This window comes from Rahnella sp. AA (genome assembly GCF_002834385.1).
Taxonomy (GTDB): domain Bacteria; phylum Pseudomonadota; class Gammaproteobacteria; order Enterobacterales; family Enterobacteriaceae; genus Rahnella.
The window spans coordinates 117,501-136,027 of record NZ_PITQ01000005.1 but is presented as its reverse complement, the minus strand read 5'-3'; the positions used below and the strand labels follow the sequence as shown (position 1 = coordinate 136,027).

Sequence of the window (18,527 nt, the reverse complement as noted above, 5' to 3'; positions counted from 1 at the left end):
AAACTTATTTAGAAATTGTGAGCATGGGCGCAATCGCGCATTTTTGGCAAAACCTAAACTCTGTCAGATCACAATGTCACGATGAAAAGGGGAGCACACTGGGATCACGTTTCACATTGAATACCTGAATGATTTTATTGGATTTATTGATTTAATTAATCATAGGACGAAATACATGTCTGTACTTCCCGATCAGCACGTCATTAATCAAATTATATCTGGCCACTACGCTGATCCTTTTTCGCTTTTGGGAATGCACTCTGTGGCAGCCGGGCAGGAAGTGCGTGCCTTACTGCCTGATGCCGATCAGGTCTGGGTCATTGATGTTGAAAAGGGTAAACAGGTGGCAGAACTGCGGCGTTACGACGATCGTGGTTTCTTTGTCGGGCTTATCCCCCGTCGTAAAACGGCTTTCCGTTACAAGCTGGAAGTCCGCTGGGGCGAGAATCGGCATGTGATCGACGACCCGTACCGGTTTGGTACGCTTTTGCAGGAGCTGGATGTCTGGTTGCTGGCTGAAGGGACGCACCTTCGACCTTATGAAAAACTCGGTGCACATCTGCAAACACTTGATGACGTCGAAGGCGTCAGCTTTGCCGTCTGGGCACCGAATGCGACGCGGGTTTCCGTCGTCGGTGAATTTAATTTCTGGGATGGACGCCGCCACCCGATGCGCCAGCGGCGGGAAAACGGTATCTGGGAACTGTTCATCCCTGCGGTTCACGAGGGGCAGTTGTATAAATTCGAAATTATCGACTGCCGGGGGCATGTCAGCCTGCGTGCTGACCCTTACGCATTTGAGGCACAGATGCGCCCGGATACCGCTTCATGCGTGAGAAAAATACCGGAGGTTGTGCCTTTTTCAGAAGCCAGAAAAAAAGCCAACGCGCTTAACCAGCCGGTTTCTGTGTACGAGGTCCACTTAGGTTCGTGGCGGCGTCATACCGATGATAATTTCTGGCTGAGCTATGGCGAGCTGGCGGAACAACTGGTGTCGTACGCCAAATGGATGGGTTTTACGCACATTGAATTGATGCCGGTTAACGAGCACCCGTTTGATGGTAGTTGGGGCTATCAGCCGCTGGGGATGTACGCGCCGACCCGCCGTTTTGGCACGCCGATGGATTTCAAAGCGTTTGTCGACGCCGCACATGATGCCGGTCTGAACGTGATACTCGACTGGGTGCCGGGGCATTTCCCGAGTGACTCTCATGGTCTGGCAGAATTCGACGGTACAGCTCTGTATGAATATGCCGACCCGCGTGAAGGTTATCATCAGGACTGGAATACCCTGATTTACAACTATGGCCGCCACGAAGTGCGTAACTATCTGGCCGGTAACGGCTTTTATTGGGTAGAACGCTTTGGTATCGATGGCCTGCGTGTAGATGCGGTGGCTTCGATGATTTACCGCGATTACAGCCGTAAAGCCGGGGAGTGGATCCCCAATCATTTCGGCGGACGCGAGAATCTTGAGGCGATTTCCTTCCTGAAATACACCAACCAGACGATTGGCCGCGAACTTGGCGGTGCAGTGACGCTGGCAGAAGAATCCACCGATTACCCTGGCGTTACCATGCCGCCGGATGCCAACGGGCTGGGTTTCCATTACAAATGGAATATGGGCTGGATGCATGATTCGCTGGCTTATATGCAGCTGGATCCGGTTCACCGCAAATACCACCACAATCTCATGACGTTCGGCGTGCTTTACGCCTACAGCGAGAACTTCATATTGCCGTTATCGCACGATGAAGTGGTTCACGGTAAGAAATCTCTGCTCGACAAAATGCCGGGAGATGCGTGGCAGAAGTTCGCTAACCTGCGCGCCTATTATGGTTTTATGTGGGCACATCCGGGTAAAAAACTGCTGTTTATGGGCGGCGAGTTTGCGCAGGGGCGTGAGTGGAACTTTAACGCCAGCCTCGACTGGCACCTGCTGGATGACCCGACCGGCTGGCACTGCGGCGTGCAGCATCTGGTGCGTGATTTGAACCTGACGTATCAGGCCAACGCGCCGTTGTATGAACTTGATTACAACCCGCGTGGTTTCGAATGGCTGGTGGTCGACGACCATGAAAACTCCATTTTTGCCTTCGCGCGCCGCGATGAAAATGGCGGCGAGGTGATTGTCATCAGCAATTTCACGCCAGTTCCGCGCGAACACTATCGCATCGGGATCGGTCGTCCGGGGCATTATCGCGAAATCCTGAATACAGATTCCCATTTTTACCGTGGCAGCAACGTCGGCAACGGCGGTGACGTTTACAGTGAAAATATTGGCCATCATCAACGTGAGCATTCGATCAGCGTGACTATTCCACCGCTGGCGACTGTTTATTTGCGAAGGGAGGCGTAATGAAACAGCTCGAAACCGGTCAGGCCGCGCCATTTGGCGCACATCTCAGAGATAACGGCGTGAATTTTTGCCTGTACTCCGCGCATGCGGAAAAAGTGGAGTTATGTCTTTTTGATGAGACCGGCAGCGAGCAGCATCTGCCTTTACCAGGGCGTACCGGCAATTTGTGGCATGGTTTCTTACCGGAGGCAAAAGCCGGCCAACGCTACGGCTACCGTATTTACGGACCGTTTGACCCTAAAAACGGGCATCGATTTAATCCCAGAAAGGTGCTGATCGACCCCAGTGCCAGAGCCGTTGACGGCGTGCTGCATGACAATGCGCGATTCACGGGCGGTACCGATTCGCCGGACGATAAGGACAGCGCGGTGGTGGCACCGAAATCGGTGGTCGTCGCCGGTAAGTTTGACTGGGAAGACGATAAACATCCCGCCACGCCGTGGGGTGAAACGGTGATTTACGAAGCGCATGTGCGCGGGCTTACGCGTCAGCACCCGCGTATTCCGGCGGCGATCCGCGGCACTTACGCCGGGCTGGCACATCCGGTCATGCTCGAATATTTGCAGCATCTGGGCATCACGGCCATTGAGTTATTGCCGGTTCAGCATCACGCCGATGAGCCGCGTCTGCAACGCCTCGGTCTGAGTAATTACTGGGGCTATAACGTGCTGGCGCCTTGCGCGGTTGAGCAGAGTTATGCCAGCGGGTTGGGGGGCGTTTCAGCGCTGAATGAATTCAAATCGGCGGTGAAAGCGCTGCATCAGGCGGGCATAGAAGTGATCCTCGACGTGGTGTTCAACCACAGCGCGGAGCTGGATATCGACGGGCCGTTTATTTCGTTTCGCGGTATCGACAATGCCAGCTGGTACTGGCTCAACGACGATGGCTCGGACAACAACATGACCGGCTGCGGCAACGCGATGCGGCTAATGGACGAAGAAGTCGTCGCCTGGACGCTCGACTGCCTGCATTACTGGGTGCGTGAATGCCACATTGACGGATTTCGTTTTGACTTAGCGACACTTCTCGGCAGAACGCCGGAGTTCACTGAGCAATCGCCGCTGTTTAACGCGATTAAGCAAGATCCGTTGCTGTCCCAGGTCAAGCTGATTGCTGAACCCTGGGATATCGGTACCGGCGGTTATCAGCTCGGGAATTTCCCGGCACCTTTCGCTGAATGGAGTGATGTCTGGCGCGATGAAATGCGCCAGTTCTGGCTGCACGGTAACCTTCCAATCGGGCAGTTTGCAGGGCGTTTCGCTGCATCAGCAGATAAATTCAACCCCGAGCAGCGCGCACCCTACGCCAGTATCAACATGCTGACCGCGCACGACGGTTTTACGCTGCGCGATTTGGTCAGTTTTAACCAGAAACACAATCATGCCAACGGTGAAGAAAACCGTGACGGGCATAACGAGAATTTCAGCCAAAACCACGGCGAAGAGGGGCTGGAGGCTTCTGCTGACGTTCTGCATCAACGGCGTCTCAGCCAGCGAGCCCTGCTGGCAACGCTGTTTCTGTCACAAGGCACGCCGATGCTGCTGGCCGGTGACGAGCAGGGTAACAGCCAGTCGGGCAACAACAACGCCTATTGCCAGGACAATCCGCTGACCTGGCTCGACTGGGGAAACGCGGATGAAAGCCTGACGGCCTATGTTTCTGCGCTGGTTGCGCTGCGTCGGAAAATTCCCGCGCTGACGCAAAACCGCTGGTGGCATGCGCAGGGGGACGATGTGCAATGGCTGAATCAACAAGGACAACCGATGAACATCGGCGACTGGGAGCAGGGGCCGCAACAGTGGCTGCAAATTCGCCTGTCACAGCGCTGGTTACTGATGGTGAATGCCTCGCTGCACGAGGTGGATATGCAACTGCCGCCAGGAAACTGGCAGCCCGTTGCGCCGTTTAACAGCGTGCTTTTTGATGAGGAACCCCGGCGTGTCATGGAAGGTTCGCAATGGCGGGCAGCAGCAAAAACCCTCTGTGTCCTACAAGATTTCACTCCACAGAGCCGGTAATTATAAAAACGAAGGAGTCAGATATGGCGACATTAGATAACCGGGACCCGGTCATGCTGGCACGTCAGTTGCCGCTTAAATCCGTGGCGTTGATTCTGGCAGGGGGACGGGGTTCAAGATTGAAAGATTTGACCGCAACCCGCGCAAAGCCCGCTGTCCATTTTGGCGGGAAATTCCGCATCATTGATTTTGCCCTGTCGAATTGCCTGAACTCCGGCATTCGCCGTATCGGCGTGATCACACAATATCAGTCGCATACGCTGGTTCAGCATATCCAGCGCGGCTGGTCTTTCCTCAACGAAGAAATGAACGAGTTTGTTGACCTGCTTCCGGCGCAGCAGCGTCACAGTACCGAACATTGGTACAAAGGCACCGCCGACGCTGTCTATCAGAATCTGGATATTATCCGCCGCTATCACGCTGAATTTGTGGTGATTCTGGCCGGGGATCACATTTACAAAATGGATTACTCGCGGATGCTCATCGACCATGTACAGAAGGGCGGTGAATGTACCGTCGCCTGTCTCGAAGTGCCGATTGCTGAAGCGAGTGAGTTTGGCGTAATGGGTGTGACGGAGGATTATCAGATCACCAGCTTCGTCGAGAAACCGAAAGACCCGCCGGCGATGCCGGGTAATCCTGACGTGGCGCTGGCGAGCATGGGCATCTACATTTTTAATGCAGACTATCTGTTCCGCATGCTGGAAGAAGACATGGCAAGTGAGGAGTCCAGCCATGATTTCGGCAAAGACCTGATCCCGAAACTGACCCGTCAGGGCGTGGCGCGTGCGCATCCGTTCGGTTTGTCTTGTGTCACGCAAAACGACGAATTGCCACCTTACTGGCGCGATGTCGGGACGCTCGATGCCTACTGGCGTGCCAATCTGGATCTGGCGTCGGTGACGCCGGAGCTGGATATGTATGACCGCTCCTGGCCGATCCGCTCGCACATGGAGCCGCTGCCGCCCGCCAAATTTGTACAGGACCGTTCGGGCAGCCACGGTATGACCATGAATTCGCTGGTGGCCGGTGGCGTGATTGTCTCCGGTTCGGTGGTCGTGCATTCGGTCCTGTTCCCGCGTGTACGCGTCAACTCTTTCTGCAACATCGATTCGACGGTTATTTTGCCTGATGTGAACATCGGGCGTTCCTGCCGTTTACGTAAATGTGTGATTGACCGCGCCTGTCAGATCCCGGAAGGCATGGTGATTGGTGAAAATGCGGATGAAGACAGCCGGCGTTTTTATCGTTCAGAGGATGGCGTTGTGCTGGTGACCCGCGCAATGTTGGCGAAACTATAAACAGACGTTAGAAAGCACTTTTTCGTCGTCCCGGCAATTAACGCCGGGACGACCGGGATAATCAGGAGCGCGAATGCAGGTTTTACATGTTTGTTCCGAGCTGTTTCCGCTGTTAAAAACGGGCGGCCTTGCGGATGTAGCGGGGGCATTGCCCGCCGCTCAGATTGCTGAAGGCGCTGACGTCCGCGTACTCATTCCGGCTTTCCCTGATATCAAAAAAGGGCTGGGAGAGACCCGCGTTATCGGCACACTGGCGACCTTCGCCGGGCATGTCACCCTTTCACTGGGCTACTTTGACGGCGTGGGCATTTACATCATTGATGTGCCGGGTTTGTACGACCGCCCCGGCAGCCCTTATCACGATCAATCGTCTTTCGCTTATCCGGATAACCATCTGCGTTTTGCCTTGCTGAGCTGGATGGCGTGCGAACTGGCGCTGGGTTTTGACCCGCACTGGCAACCGAATATTGTGCATTCCCATGACTGGCACGCCGGGCTGGCGTCGGCGTATATCCGCGCCCGCAACGCGCCGGTGCGCACCGTCTTCACGGTACATAATCTGGCATTCCAGGGGCTGTTTGGCGCGCATCATCTCGATGAGCTTTACATCCCGCGTGAATTCTTCCAGATGCACGGGCTGGAGTTCTACGGCCAGATTTCTTACCTGAAAGCCGGGCTGTATTACTCCGATCACGTGACGACCGTCAGCCCGACGTATGCCAAAGAAATCACGCGTCCGGAATATGGCTACGGTATGGAATCCCTGCTGCTGGAGCGCGAAATGCAGGGGCGGCTGACCGGCATTCTCAACGGCGTGGATGATGCTATCTGGCAGCCACGGGATGATGTGCTGCTCTCCGCCCGTTATGACGCCGATGATTTGCGATCTAAAGCCGTCAACAAAGCGTATTTGCAACGGGCGATGGGGTTGGATGTGGACGACTCACGGCTGGTTTTTGCCGTCGTCAGCCGCCTGACCAGCCAGAAAGGGCTGGATCTGGTGCTGGAGGCACTGCCGGATTTACTCGAACGTGGCGGCCAGCTGGCGTTGCTTGGCGCAGGGGATGCCGTGCTGCAACAGGCATTTCTGGCCGCTGCCGCCGATAACCCGGGGCAGGTCGGCGTACAGCTTGGCTATCACGAAGCGTTCTCTCACCGCATCATCGGCGGTGCGGACGTCATCATGGTGCCGAGTCGTTTCGAGCCTTGCGGATTAACTCAGCTTTATGGATTGAAATACGGCACGTTGCCGCTGGTGCGCCGCACCGGGGGCTTAGCCGATACGGTAGTCGATTGTGCGCTGGAAAATCTGGCTGACGGAACGGCCAGTGGTTTTGTCTTTGAAGAAGCAACGGGGAAATCGCTGGGAAATGCGATCCGCCGGGCATTCGTTTTGTGGAGCCGTCCTAAACACTGGCGACACGTCCAACAACACGCCATGGGTATTGATTTCGGCTGGAAGGTGGCAGCGCAGGAGTATCTCACGCTGTACAACCGTCTGTTGTCCTGAACCCTGAACATAGCTCACCAGATCGGGAATGTAACGTTATGACTTCACCGTTTAATTACAACTCACCGACAGTCAGTGTCGAAGCGCTAAAACACTCTATTGCCTACAAACTGATGTTTATTATCGGCAAAGATCCTTCTATTGCGACCCAACATGACTGGCTGAATGCCACCTTGTTTGCCGTACGCGATCGTATGGTGGAACGCTGGTTGCGCTCCAACCGGGCGCAAACCTCACAGGACGTGCGGCAGGTTTATTATCTGTCGATGGAGTTTTTGATTGGGCGGACTCTCTCGAATGCGCTGCTGGCGATGGGCATTTATGATGATCTCAAAAGTGCTCTTGATGAAATGGGTTTTGACCTCGAAGAACTGATCGGCGAAGAAAACGACCCCGGTTTAGGCAATGGCGGCCTGGGGCGGCTGGCGGCATGTTTCCTCGATTCACTGGCCACGCTGGCGTTGCCGGGGCGTGGCTACGGTATCCGTTATGAATACGGTATGTTCGCGCAGAGCATCATTAACGGCCAGCAGATGGAAGCGCCGGATTACTGGCTGGAATACGGTAATCCGTGGGAGTTCCAGCGCTATAACACCCGTTATAAAGTCCGTTTCGGGGGCCGCGTTCAGCATGAAGGGGTGAAAACCCGCTGGCTGGAAACCGAAGAGGTTATCGCCTGCGCCTATGATCAGGTCATTCCCGGCTACGATACCGACGCCACCAACACGCTGCGGCTGTGGGGCGCACAGGCCAGTAACGAAATCAATCTGGGTAAATTTAATCAGGGCGACTACTTCGCGGCGGTGGAAGATAAAAACCATTCCGAGAACGTATCGCGCGTCTTGTACCCGGACGATTCTACCTATTCGGGACGTGAACTGCGTCTGCGTCAGGAGTATTTCCTGGTGTCGGCGACGGTGCAGGACATCCTCAACCGTCATTACACGACACACCATACTTACGACAATCTGGTCGATAAAATCGCCATCCACCTCAACGATACCCACCCGGTGCTGTCGATTCCTGAGCTGATGCGGTTACTGATCGATGAGCATAAATTCGAATGGAAAGATGCGTGGGAAACCGTGTGCCGGGTGTTTTCTTACACCAACCACACGCTGATGAGTGAGGCGCTGGAAACCTGGCCCGTCGACATGATCGGCAAAATCCTGCCGCGCCATCTGGAGATTATTTTCCAAATTAACGATCACTTCCTTAAAGAAGTGGCGGAGAAAATCCCGAATGATAACGGCCTGTTGTCACGTGTATCCATTATCGACGAAGGCAACGGCCGTAAGGTGCGGATGGCGTGGCTGGCGGTGATTGCGAGCCATAAAGTGAACGGCGTATCTGCGCTGCATTCCGATCTGATGGTGCAGTCGCTATTTGCCGATTTCGCGCATATTTATCCGGATCGCTTCTGCAATAAAACCAACGGTGTGACGCCGCGCCGCTGGCTGGCGCTGGCTAACAAGCCGCTGTCGGCGGTCATTGATGACGCCATCGGCCAGACCTGGCGTTCTGATCTCAGCCAACTGGCAGAGCTGGAACAGAATCTGGATTATCTGAGTTTTCTGCAGGCGATTCGCAAGGCCAAGCTGGATAACAAGAAAAAACTGGCGCTGTTTATCGCCCAGAAACTGAATATTGTCGTCGATCCAAAAAGTCTGTTCGACGTGCAGATCAAACGTATCCACGAATACAAACGCCAACTGATGAACGTGCTACACGTCATCACCCGTTATAACCGCATTCTCGAAGAACCGGATGCCAACTGGGTGCCACGCACGGTGATATTTGCCGGGAAAGCCGCGTCGGCGTATTACGCAGCGAAACAAATTATCCGGTTGATCAACGACGTGGCGTCAGTGATCAACAACGATCCGCGTATCGGCAATAAACTGAAGGTGGTGTTTATTCCGAACTACAGCGTCAGCCTGGCGCAGCTGATCATTCCGGCGGCCGATCTTTCCGAGCAGATCTCGTTGGCGGGTACCGAAGCATCGGGAACCAGTAACATGAAATTCGCGTTAAATGGCGCACTGACTATCGGCACGCTGGATGGCGCGAACGTTGAGATGCTCGAACACGTTGGTGAGGAAAATATCTTTATCTTCGGCAATACCACACCGCAGGTTGAGGAACTTCGCCGTAAAGGCTACAACCCGCATACGTACTTTGAGCAGGACGCCGAACTGCATCAGGTGCTGACACAAATTGCCACCGGGGTATTCAGCCCGGGCGAACCAAAGCGTTACACGAATCTGTTCGATACGCTGGTGAATCTGGGTGACCATTATCAGGTACTGGCGGATTATCGCAGTTATGTCGATACGCAGGATAAAGTCGATGAGCTGTATAAACTGCCGGAAGAGTGGACGCGGCGAACGCTGCATAACATCGCTAACATGGGCTATTTCTCTTCAGACCGCACGATTCAGGAATATGCAGATGAGATCTGGAATATTAAGCCTGTGAAGTTATAGCAGGCTAAGAATACTTTAATATATATATTTGCCATTACATATCCGTGATCAATATTTGACTTATGTATCGGGTGGTAACCTCATCAGGTTGCCATCCTTTCATGTTTGGTAACTTTCTTAATGGCAAGGGAGTTATTATTATGGATCTACCGAAAGTTAATAAAATCCAAATCTCTGAGATTGATAGTAAAAATAAAGTAAAAAAAATGTTGAGCGGTGTTTTGGTTACAGCACTGGCAAGCACTATTGCGCCTGCATTCGCCGCTGAAGGCGGTGAATTTGCCGTACCACAAGCCCAATCCGTTGAACATACCCAAGCGACGAACAATGTGGAATCAGCCGTTCTTCTGCAAAGGTCATCTGTAGATGACGTCGTTTTTGCAGCACATTATAGTCACTCCAGCCACGCAAGCCATGCGAGTCATTATTCCTGTACCCCTGGTAAAACTTGCTAGTTGATTTATAACGGGCCAATAAATAATGTTGGCCTTCTTATTATTGAGGCATAAATATGAGCAGTGTCTGTTCTGGGTCTAATGAACTCGGTGAGTTTGTGTGTATTCATATTGATAAGACTATTTATTCTCTTATCTCAGTAATGAAGGTTTGCTATGAAATATCAACATCTTACTATGTTCACATTACAAACTCTGAAACCCATCCTAATGTTTTTAATGTATTTTTATACTTGAAGGAAGGCAGTAAAGAAAGCCCGGCATCGTCGGTTTGTCAGTCGTTTTTGGAACAGTTATTCGAACAGGATATGCGGCAAAAGATAATTTCAGAGACAAATGGAATTCGTGAAATAATAGTGAGAAAGGCTTTCTCTGCTGCGACAAAAAGAAATGAGCCGATGAGAGCAGATTATCAAAATGACGTACAAAAAATTATGATAAAAAGGGCATAATATGGATTTCAATTTGCCCGGGGATATTTATTCTCAAGAAATCATTCCCAGCGTATGTCAGGATTTTAAAGAATATCTGTCCTGTTCTTATACGTTCAACGATGGTTGCATAAAGATCACTGTCATAGTATATGAGAAATATTTTTCAGACCAGAAAGAAATAATCCATTCATTTTTGAATTATTATCTGGATAAAAGTATTCAGGAGTCCGTCGTAAATGGCCAGTAAATTCAAACCACTATCATCATTCGAAAATGAGAAGGATTATACTTTTCTGCCGTTTAAATTCAGCCATCTTCAGGATGATGTCTATTTTCTTTCAAATGATTTTGGCGAGTGGATTACACTAAAGAATGAAGAATTCCGTGATTTTTATAACAAAAAACTAAAGTTAAACTCAGATATCTATTACCGGCTGAAGTCAAAAAATTTCTTAACCGATAGCACTTCTACAGTTAATATTGAATTATTGGCTTCAAAATACAGAACAAAAAATAACTTTTTAGAATCCTTTTCAAAACTACACATTTTTGTGCTTACACTAAGATGTAATAATACATGTATATATTGTCAGGCATCCAGAAAAAGTATTACCGCTGACTGCCAAACATATGATATGCATGAGGATGTATTAGAGCATAATGTTGAGTTATTCCTTTCTATGCCTTCTACGCATTTGACATTGGAATTTCAGGGAGGAGAATCTACTTTAAATATGGGGCTGGTCAGGAGAGCGATTGAACTTGTAAATATAAAAAATAAAACAAAATATATTAACTATGTAATATGCACAAATCTATGTGATATAAATACGGCTGATCTAAGTTTTCTTTTGGAAAATAACGTTTCCATTAGTACTTCACTTGATGGCCCGAAATTCATCCATGATGAAAACAGACGTTTCGGAAAGTTTAGTGCTTATGATAGTTTAGTAGAGAATCTAAATTCTATTAAAGATAAGATCGGAATTGAAAATGTCAGTGCATTAATGACAACAACAGTTAACAGCCTGAATTATCCCTGTGAAATTATAGATGAGTATGTTTCATTAGGATTTAGAAATATATTTATCCGGGAGTTGAATCCTTATGGTTTTGCTAAAAAATATTTCCATAAAATAGGTTACAGTACTGAAGACTTCTTATCTTTCTACAAAAAATGTTTTGATTACATTATCAGTTTAAATAAGCAAGGAGTATCTTTTCAGGAGTCCTATGCGGGCTTGATTTTAAAGAAGTTACTAACCCCCTGGTCGACAGGGTTTGTTGATCTCCAGTCTCCTTGTGGTGCGGGGTTTGGTGTAACACTTTATAATTATGACGGAAATATTTATCCCAGTGACGAAAGCAGAATGATGGCTGAAACAGGCGATAAATACTTTAAAATGGGAAACGTCAGGGAGAATAGCTATGAGGAAATATTCTTCGGGGATACGATGCAGTTACTTGCCAGTGCGGGAGTAAACGATGCCCTTCCTGTTTGCAGTGACTGCGCATACTCACCTTTCTGCGGGGCTGACCCTGTAAGACGCTACCAAACGACGGGTTCAATATTCGGGCACCCAGGAAATGATGATTTCTGCGTGAAGAATAGAGAAATTATTAAGTTTATCATTCAAAGATATCTTTATTCTGACGGAGAAACGCAGAGAATAATGAGATCCTGGGGGACGAGTTTATGATGTTTTTTGAAAATGATGATAATGCCGTCTTTGTCAATCCGGTGGAAACGATAAACCTGGAAGATATCGTTTTTGGCAGAGTAAGCCGGGATTTTAAAAAGTATGACGAAGAGAGTATATACTTTTTTAATACCAGTGATTATATCGATGTGATCGCTTGTAAAAATATAAAAGCGCTGGTGATAAGCCAGGAAAATGCACAATTAAGGCTTGTTAAAAATGCTCTAAATATTCCCGTTGTGGTTGTTGAACCAAAAACATCGTTTTTCGAAGGAGATATAATCACAATTAATAAAAATGGAAGGATTCATAAGAACTTCAGGGTTAGATCGAAAAATAATGCGTTCCTTGTTACTGAAACATGCAATAACTTCTGCATTATGTGTCCTCAACCCCCAAAAAAGAATGATGCTTTTCAATTTTCAGATTTAGAATCACGAGTAAGTTCTATTATAGGAAACATCGACCCGGTTGATTTCCCAGAAACGCTGTGCATCACTGGCGGCGAACCGACAATGCTAAAAGACAGCCTGATTAGAATAATCGATAATATATCTTCAGCAATGCCTGGTACTATTATACATTTATTATCCAATGGCAGGACTTTGTCTTATCCGGCATATGCTCACGATATTGCTAAAGCATCACGCCGTAGAATTCTCATCGCAATACCCATCTTTTCTCATGTATCAAATATCCATGACTATATTGTTCAATGCCAGGGGGCATTCGATCAAACTATAGCCGGGATATATGAGTGTTATAAAAATTCAATCCCGGTTGAATTGAGGGTGGTATTGCATAAACAGACAATCCCTTACCTTATTGATTTGGCTGAGTTTATATCAAGAAACTTATTCTTCGTGAAGCATGTCGCTCTGATGGGAATGGAGAATATGGGGTTTGCTAAGTTGAATCGGGATGATTTGTATATGGATCCCCTTGACTATAAAGATACACTCTCGGAAGCGATATCTTTACTTAAATCACATGCTATTGACGTGACTATTTATAACCTTCCATTATGTACGGTAAATAATGATGTTATGGATATTTGCGAAAAGAGTATCAGTGATTTTAAACAAGTTTATTTTGAACAGTGTAAATCATGTTCTAAGTTTGAAGAATGTAGCGGTTTCTTTAGCTCAACGACTGAAAAATTTTCATTAACCAGAAGAATTACGCCGTTCCATTGAAACCTATTCACGAAAAAGGCTGATGGCGGCTAAAAAACCAATAAAAAATGGCACCCTGGCTAAAGTGCCATTTAGACATCCAGATTTTAAGACGCCAGCGACAAATGCTTCTTCTGTTGCTTATGTGTTTCCAGCCATTCGGTAACGCGCTGCTGCTGCGCTTTATCCAGCCACATACCGAGTTTGGTACGGCGCCAGATGGCATCGTCGAGCTGGGTGACCCACTCTTTTTCTACCAGATAACGCAGCTCAGCTTCATAAAAACCGTGGCCGAAATCTTCGCCCAGCGATTCAATGCTGGTGGCATCGTTCAGGAACAGCTCGGTTTGACTTCCGTAAGTTCGTGCATAACGACGTGCCAGTGATTCAGGTAACCATTTGAAGCGGTTGCGCAAATTAGCGCTGTAAGTATTACGATCGCCATTCAGCTTGCCGCCAGGCAGCACAGCGGTTTTCGTCCAGGCCGGGCCAGCTTTCGGGTAGTATTTCACCAGTTTTTCCAGCGCGTGTTCCGCCAGCTTACGGTAGGTTGTCAGTTTGCCGCCAAACACAGAAAGCAGCGGGGCTTTGCCATCCTGATCGTGAACATCCAGCGTGTAATCACGGGTTACGGCCTGTGGGGAATCAGACTCATCGTCGCACAACGGGCGCACGCCAGAGTAAGTCCAGACGATATCTTCCGTGGTCATCTGCTTTTTAAAGTGGTCGTTATACACTTTCAGCAGATAGCTCACTTCTTTATCGTCGATTTTCACATCTTTCTGATCGCCATGATATTCCACGTCGGTGGTTCCGATAATCGAGAACTCATCCAGCCATGGGATCACAAAAACAATACGGTGATCTTCGTTTTGCAAAATGTAAGCCTGCGGCTGATTGTGTGCACGCGGAACCACAATATGGCTACCTTTGATCAGGCGGATACCGTACGGCGATTTCAGCTTCAGGCCGTCATCGAAGAAATGTTTAACCCACGGCCCCGTGGCGTTCACCAGACCTTTAGCGCGCCATGTGAAGGTTTTGCCGGTGTCGATATCTTCGGCTTCCACCATCCACAAACCTTCTTCGCGCCATGCCCGGGTCACACGTGTGCGGGTACGGACTTCGCCGCCGCGCTCTTCCACTTCCTGCGCGTTAACAACCACTAAGCGCGCATCGTCAACCCAACAGTCTGAGTATTCGAAACCTTTGGTGAGCTCGGGTTTCAGCACTGATTCGCTGCCGAACTTCAGGCCTTTACTGGCGGGCAGGCTGGTACGTTTGCCCAGATGGTCATACAGAAACAGGCCAGCGCGGATCATCCAGGCCGGACGCAAATGTGGCTGATGCGGTAAACGGAAACGCATCGGGAAGGCAATATGCGGTGCCATTTTTAACAGCACTTCACGTTCAGCCAGCGCTTCGCTGACCAGACGGAACTCGTAGTGTTCCAGGTAGCGCAGGCCACCGTGGATCAATTTAGAACTGGCCGAAGAGGTTGCGCAGGCCAAGTCTTGCGCTTCAAGCAGCAGAACAGACAGCCCGCGGCCAGCTGCATCTACTGCGATGCCGGTACCATTAATACCGCCACCAATTACGATCAAGTCTTTGGTTTCCACGTCATCTTCCTCCAGATGTTCGCAATAGCTCTTTTATGTTCGTTTTCGCTCACGATTGTAATCGAGATTCGACAAACAAGCCAAGAGTTAACCAAATAAAAACAATTATGCGTGATGGAGGTAACATTTTTGTGTCAGTAACGAGCAAACGGAACAGGTGAGTACAAAACCGAGCGCGACAGCACGCGGGATTTTTCGAAATTGTTCGTTTTAAGAAGGGATGGGAAGCGAGATGACTCAGGGAGCGCTGCCCGGGCTGCGCTCCCTGAATGAAGAGGGATCAGCAAAGTTCGAGATGTACGTCGTACTTATCGATAATACGTTTCACACTGTCAGGTGGCTGTTTATCGGTAAACATATAATGAATGAGATCCATTTTGCCGAGATTCACCATCGCGTTGCGGCCAAACTTAGAATGGTCGGTGACCAGCATGACGCAGCGGGAGTTCTCAATAATTGCGCGTTTGGTTCGTGCTTCGTGATAGTCGAATTCGAGCAGAGAACCATCCATATCGATGCCGCTGATGCCGAGAATGCCATAATCGAGGCGGAACTGAGAGATGAAATCGAGAGTCGCTTCCCCCATGATACCGCCATCGCGGGCACGGACTTCGCCACCCGCGAGAAACAGGCGGCAGTCATCTTTAGCACTGTACAGCGTGGCCACATTCAGATTATTGGTCACAATACGCAGATCTTTATGATTAAGCAGCGCATGCGCCACGGCTTCCGGTGTCGTACCGATGTCGATAAACAGCGTAGAGCCGTCGGGGATCTGGCTGGCAACACGTGCGGCGATGCGTGCTTTGGCTTCTGACCACATCACTTTGCGGTCGTTATAGGCCGCATTCACTGAGCTGGAAGGTAGCGCTGCGCCGCCGTGGTGGCGGTGAATTTTATTCTGTTCAGCTAAATCATTCAGATCACGGCGGATAGTTTGTGGACTGACCGCAAAATGCTCCACCAGTTCTTCGGTGCTGACATACCCTTGCTGGCGGACTAAATCGATAATCGCATCATGGCGTTGTGTTTGTTTCACCCGAATCCCCTAGTTGCTTTTTTTGCGCGATGTGCGCGTATCAACAAATGCCATCACCAGCCCAAGCCCGAGGCCGAAGGTGTGGGCGGCATTCGCCACGGCGGAACCGCCAGTGGTGTAACCGATGAACATAAAAATGAGCGAAATCACCAACAGGCCACCGGGTACGTACAACCGGCTTTCCGGTTTCAACTGGCCAGTCAACCACGCGTATCCCATCAGCGCATAAACCACGCCAGATAACCCCCCGAACCAGACGCCATTAACCATCGACTGGCCCCAGCCGCTGATCAGGGCAGAAATCACGGTGACGGTGAATAATTTACCGCTGCCCAGATGCATCTCTATCTGGCTCGCCAGATACCACCACCAGGCCAGATTAATCAGCAAGGCAATGAATGAGAAATTCATCAACGCCGGTGTAAACCAGCGCCAGACCTGGAATACGCGTGAACTGTCAGGCCACGCCAGCCAGTTCATGACGAGTTCATCTCCCAGTATTTGTTGCAGGATAAAGACCGCAAAACTCAGGGCTATCATGCCGATAGTCACGGGGCCTGCACGGCTGCGCAGGCTTTTCAGAAACGGTGTGTGCGACATCCGCAAATGTGGCTGCGCTTTGCCGGTTTTCCAGCTGGCCTCCTGATAGCGCGGATGCAGTGGATCGCGCACAAACAGCGCAACCTGTTTCTCGGCCTCTTCCAGACGGGATTTGTCTTCCAGCCAGAGCTGGACCTCCTGGCTTTCATGTTTGATCGTCAGCGTGAAACCCTGCGTTGCCATGTAATCGACAAATGCCTGAGCGAGGCGGGGGTTATTCAGGTTTAGAATGCGCACCATAGCGTTAACCGGTTTCCCTAATTGTTTGATTTGTTGCCGTCATTTTAGGGCAATACCTTATCTGCCAGCGTGTGGGAAGTCGATTATAACGTCAGACGAGATAAGGGGGAGAATTTACGGGGGCGGTGTTACCTTCGGTGACCAAAAAAATCACGTGGGTGTGAGATGGATCGGGATCTCGTGAAATATTACCCGGTTCCTGGACATGATTGATGGAATGCAGATCGCCAGTATTCTGGCGATAAATGCCGGTTATCGCCAGAATACGGACAAAAACCGGCATATTTATTAGCCGAACGATTAAAGCCCTTCCAGCGCCTGTTCCAGATCGGCAATCAGGTCTTCGGTGTCTTCGATACCGATACTGATGCGCACCAGCCCGTCGGTAATTCCGCTCTGACGGCGAACTTCCGGCGCGACGGCGCTGTGAGTGGTCGAGGCCGGATGGCAGGCCAGCGAATCGGTATCGCCGAGGGAAACCGCCTGCGTGATGATGTTCAGTTTATCGAGGAAAGTCCGTGCCGCGTTCAGCCCGCCTTTCAGCTCAATCGCCATAATCCCGCCGAACAGTTTCATCTGACGCGCTGCGATGGCATGGCCCGGATGTTCCGGCAGCCCAGGATAGAATACCGTTTCCACTGCGCTGTGACTGTAGAGGAATTCCGCTACCGCCTGTGCGCTCAGTGAGCTTGCTTCGACGCGCAACGGCAGAGTTTTCAGCCCGCGGATCAGCAAGCTGGCCTCGAACGGGCTCAGGCAACCACCGAACTGTTTCAGGCTCAGCGTGCGGATTGGCGTAATTAATGCCGCAGAACCGGCCACCACGCCGCCGGTCGCATCGCCGTGACCACTGATGTATTTGGTCGCCGAGTGCAGAACGATATCGATGCCCAGCGCCAGCGGACGCGTCAGGTAAGGCGTCGCGAAAGTGTTATCCACCACGCTGATTGCGCCTGCTGCTTTGGATAAGCGCGCGATTTCTGCCAGATCGGCAATGTCCAGACCCGGGTTCGCCGGTGTCTCAACCAGCACGACTTTGGTGTTTTTGGTGAAAGCAGCCTCCAGTTCGCCAACGTTCGTGACGTGTACCGGTTTGATGCCATAACGTGGCAGAAGATTGCGCACTACGCCTTCGGTCCCGCCGTACAGCGTGCCGACATGAATGATTTCATCGCCCGGCACCAGCAGGGCAAATAACGTTGCGCTGATTGCCGCCATGCCGCTTGCGCAGGCGACGGAGGTTTCTGCGCCCTCCAGCGCGGCCAGTTTCTGCTCGAAAACCGTGACCGTCGGGTTAGCAAAACGGCTGTACATATAGCCCGGCTCTTCGCCGCTGAAACGACGTGCGCCGCTGTCAAAATCCGGATAGGAGAATGCGGAAGAGGCAGTAATCGGTGTCGCGACGGCACCGGTCTGGACGTCCGGCTGCTGGCCACCATGAACGGCGAGCGTACGCATACCCAAAGAACGTGTTTTGTTCAGTTGTTTCATCTTGAAATCCTGTCGATAGTAGGCGGAAATTATATCAACACTGGAGAACGGTAGCTTTTTCGGCTTAAGAATATTTTCGGCGCAAACCGGATAGCCTGGT

13 protein-coding genes are annotated in these 18,527 nt (G+C 50.4%); 9 read left to right on the top strand and 4 right to left on the bottom strand.

All coding sequences use genetic code 11. The annotated features are described in order from the left end of the window. The first annotated feature begins 175 nt into the window (after nucleotides 1-175). The 9 genes from glgB to hxsC all read left to right on the top strand — a co-directional run bounded on the left by glgB (nucleotide 176) and on the right by hxsC (nucleotide 13,459). Nucleotides 176-2,359: a 1,4-alpha-glucan branching enzyme gene (gene glgB, locus CWS43_RS13850; RefSeq protein ID WP_101077522.1), complete on the top strand. Its 2,184-nt coding sequence runs from the start codon at nucleotides 176-178 to the stop codon at nucleotides 2,357-2,359. Then, nucleotides 2,359-4,377 carry a glycogen debranching protein GlgX gene (gene glgX, locus CWS43_RS13845; RefSeq protein WP_101077521.1) on the top strand — a complete coding sequence of 673 codons (2,019 nt, stop codon included), beginning with the start codon at nucleotides 2,359-2,361 and terminating at the stop codon, nucleotides 4,375-4,377. Before glgB ends, glgX begins: the two co-directional genes overlap by 1 nt. 23 nt (nucleotides 4,378-4,400) lie before the next feature. Further along, the gene (glgC, locus tag CWS43_RS13840; protein WP_101077520.1) at nucleotides 4,401-5,678 is read left to right on the top strand and encodes a glucose-1-phosphate adenylyltransferase; all 1,278 of its coding nucleotides are present in this window, start codon (nucleotides 4,401-4,403) and stop codon (nucleotides 5,676-5,678) included. 73 nt (nucleotides 5,679-5,751) lie between these two features. Beyond that, nucleotides 5,752-7,188, top strand: a complete 1,437-nt coding sequence (gene glgA / locus CWS43_RS13835; RefSeq protein ID WP_101077519.1) for a glycogen synthase GlgA — start codon at nucleotides 5,752-5,754, stop codon at nucleotides 7,186-7,188. Between the two features lie 38 nt (nucleotides 7,189-7,226). Beyond that, complete coding sequence (glgP, locus tag CWS43_RS13830) at nucleotides 7,227-9,674, top strand: glycogen phosphorylase (protein ID WP_101077518.1); 2,448 nt, start codon at nucleotides 7,227-7,229, stop codon at nucleotides 9,672-9,674. A 101-nt stretch (nucleotides 9,675-9,775) separates the two neighbouring features. Further along, on the top strand, nucleotides 9,776-10,129 hold the full coding sequence (locus CWS43_RS13825; RefSeq protein ID WP_101077517.1) for a hypothetical protein: 354 nt from the start codon (nucleotides 9,776-9,778) through the stop codon (nucleotides 10,127-10,129). A gap of 56 nt (nucleotides 10,130-10,185) precedes the next feature. Continuing rightward, nucleotides 10,186-10,581 (top strand): His-Xaa-Ser system protein HxsD, encoded by a 396-nt coding sequence (hxsD, locus tag CWS43_RS13820; protein WP_101077516.1) that lies wholly within the window; start codon nucleotides 10,186-10,188, stop codon nucleotides 10,579-10,581. Nucleotides 10,582-10,799: 218 nt separating this feature from the next. Further along, nucleotides 10,800-12,263, top strand: a complete 1,464-nt coding sequence (hxsB, locus tag CWS43_RS13810) for a His-Xaa-Ser system radical SAM maturase HxsB (protein ID WP_101077514.1) — start codon at nucleotides 10,800-10,802, stop codon at nucleotides 12,261-12,263. Further along, nucleotides 12,260-13,459 (top strand): His-Xaa-Ser system radical SAM maturase HxsC, encoded by a 1,200-nt coding sequence (hxsC, locus tag CWS43_RS13805; protein WP_101077513.1) that lies wholly within the window; start codon nucleotides 12,260-12,262, stop codon nucleotides 13,457-13,459. The genes hxsB and hxsC overlap by 4 nt, the downstream gene beginning before the upstream one ends. Before the next feature lie 86 nt (nucleotides 13,460-13,545). On the opposite strand, the gene glpD is transcribed toward hxsC, so the two are convergent. The 4 genes from glpD to CWS43_RS13780 all read right to left on the bottom strand — a co-directional run bounded on the left by glpD (nucleotide 13,546) and on the right by CWS43_RS13780 (nucleotide 18,427). Then, complete coding sequence (glpD, locus tag CWS43_RS13800) at nucleotides 13,546-15,057, bottom strand: glycerol-3-phosphate dehydrogenase (protein WP_101077512.1); 1,512 nt, start codon at nucleotides 15,055-15,057, stop codon at nucleotides 13,546-13,548. Nucleotides 15,058-15,337: 280 nt separating this feature from the next. Then, nucleotides 15,338-16,096, bottom strand: a complete 759-nt coding sequence (locus CWS43_RS13795; protein ID WP_101077511.1) for a DeoR/GlpR family transcriptional regulator — start codon at nucleotides 16,094-16,096, stop codon at nucleotides 15,338-15,340. A gap of 9 nt (nucleotides 16,097-16,105) precedes the next feature. After that, on the bottom strand, nucleotides 16,106-16,936 hold the full coding sequence (gene glpG, locus CWS43_RS13790; protein WP_101077510.1) for a rhomboid family intramembrane serine protease GlpG: 831 nt from the start codon (nucleotides 16,934-16,936) through the stop codon (nucleotides 16,106-16,108). Between the two features lie 300 nt (nucleotides 16,937-17,236). Further along, the gene (locus tag CWS43_RS13780; protein WP_101077508.1) at nucleotides 17,237-18,427 is read right to left on the bottom strand and encodes a PLP-dependent aspartate aminotransferase family protein; all 1,191 of its coding nucleotides are present in this window, start codon (nucleotides 18,425-18,427) and stop codon (nucleotides 17,237-17,239) included. Between the last annotated feature and the right edge of the window lie 100 nt (nucleotides 18,428-18,527).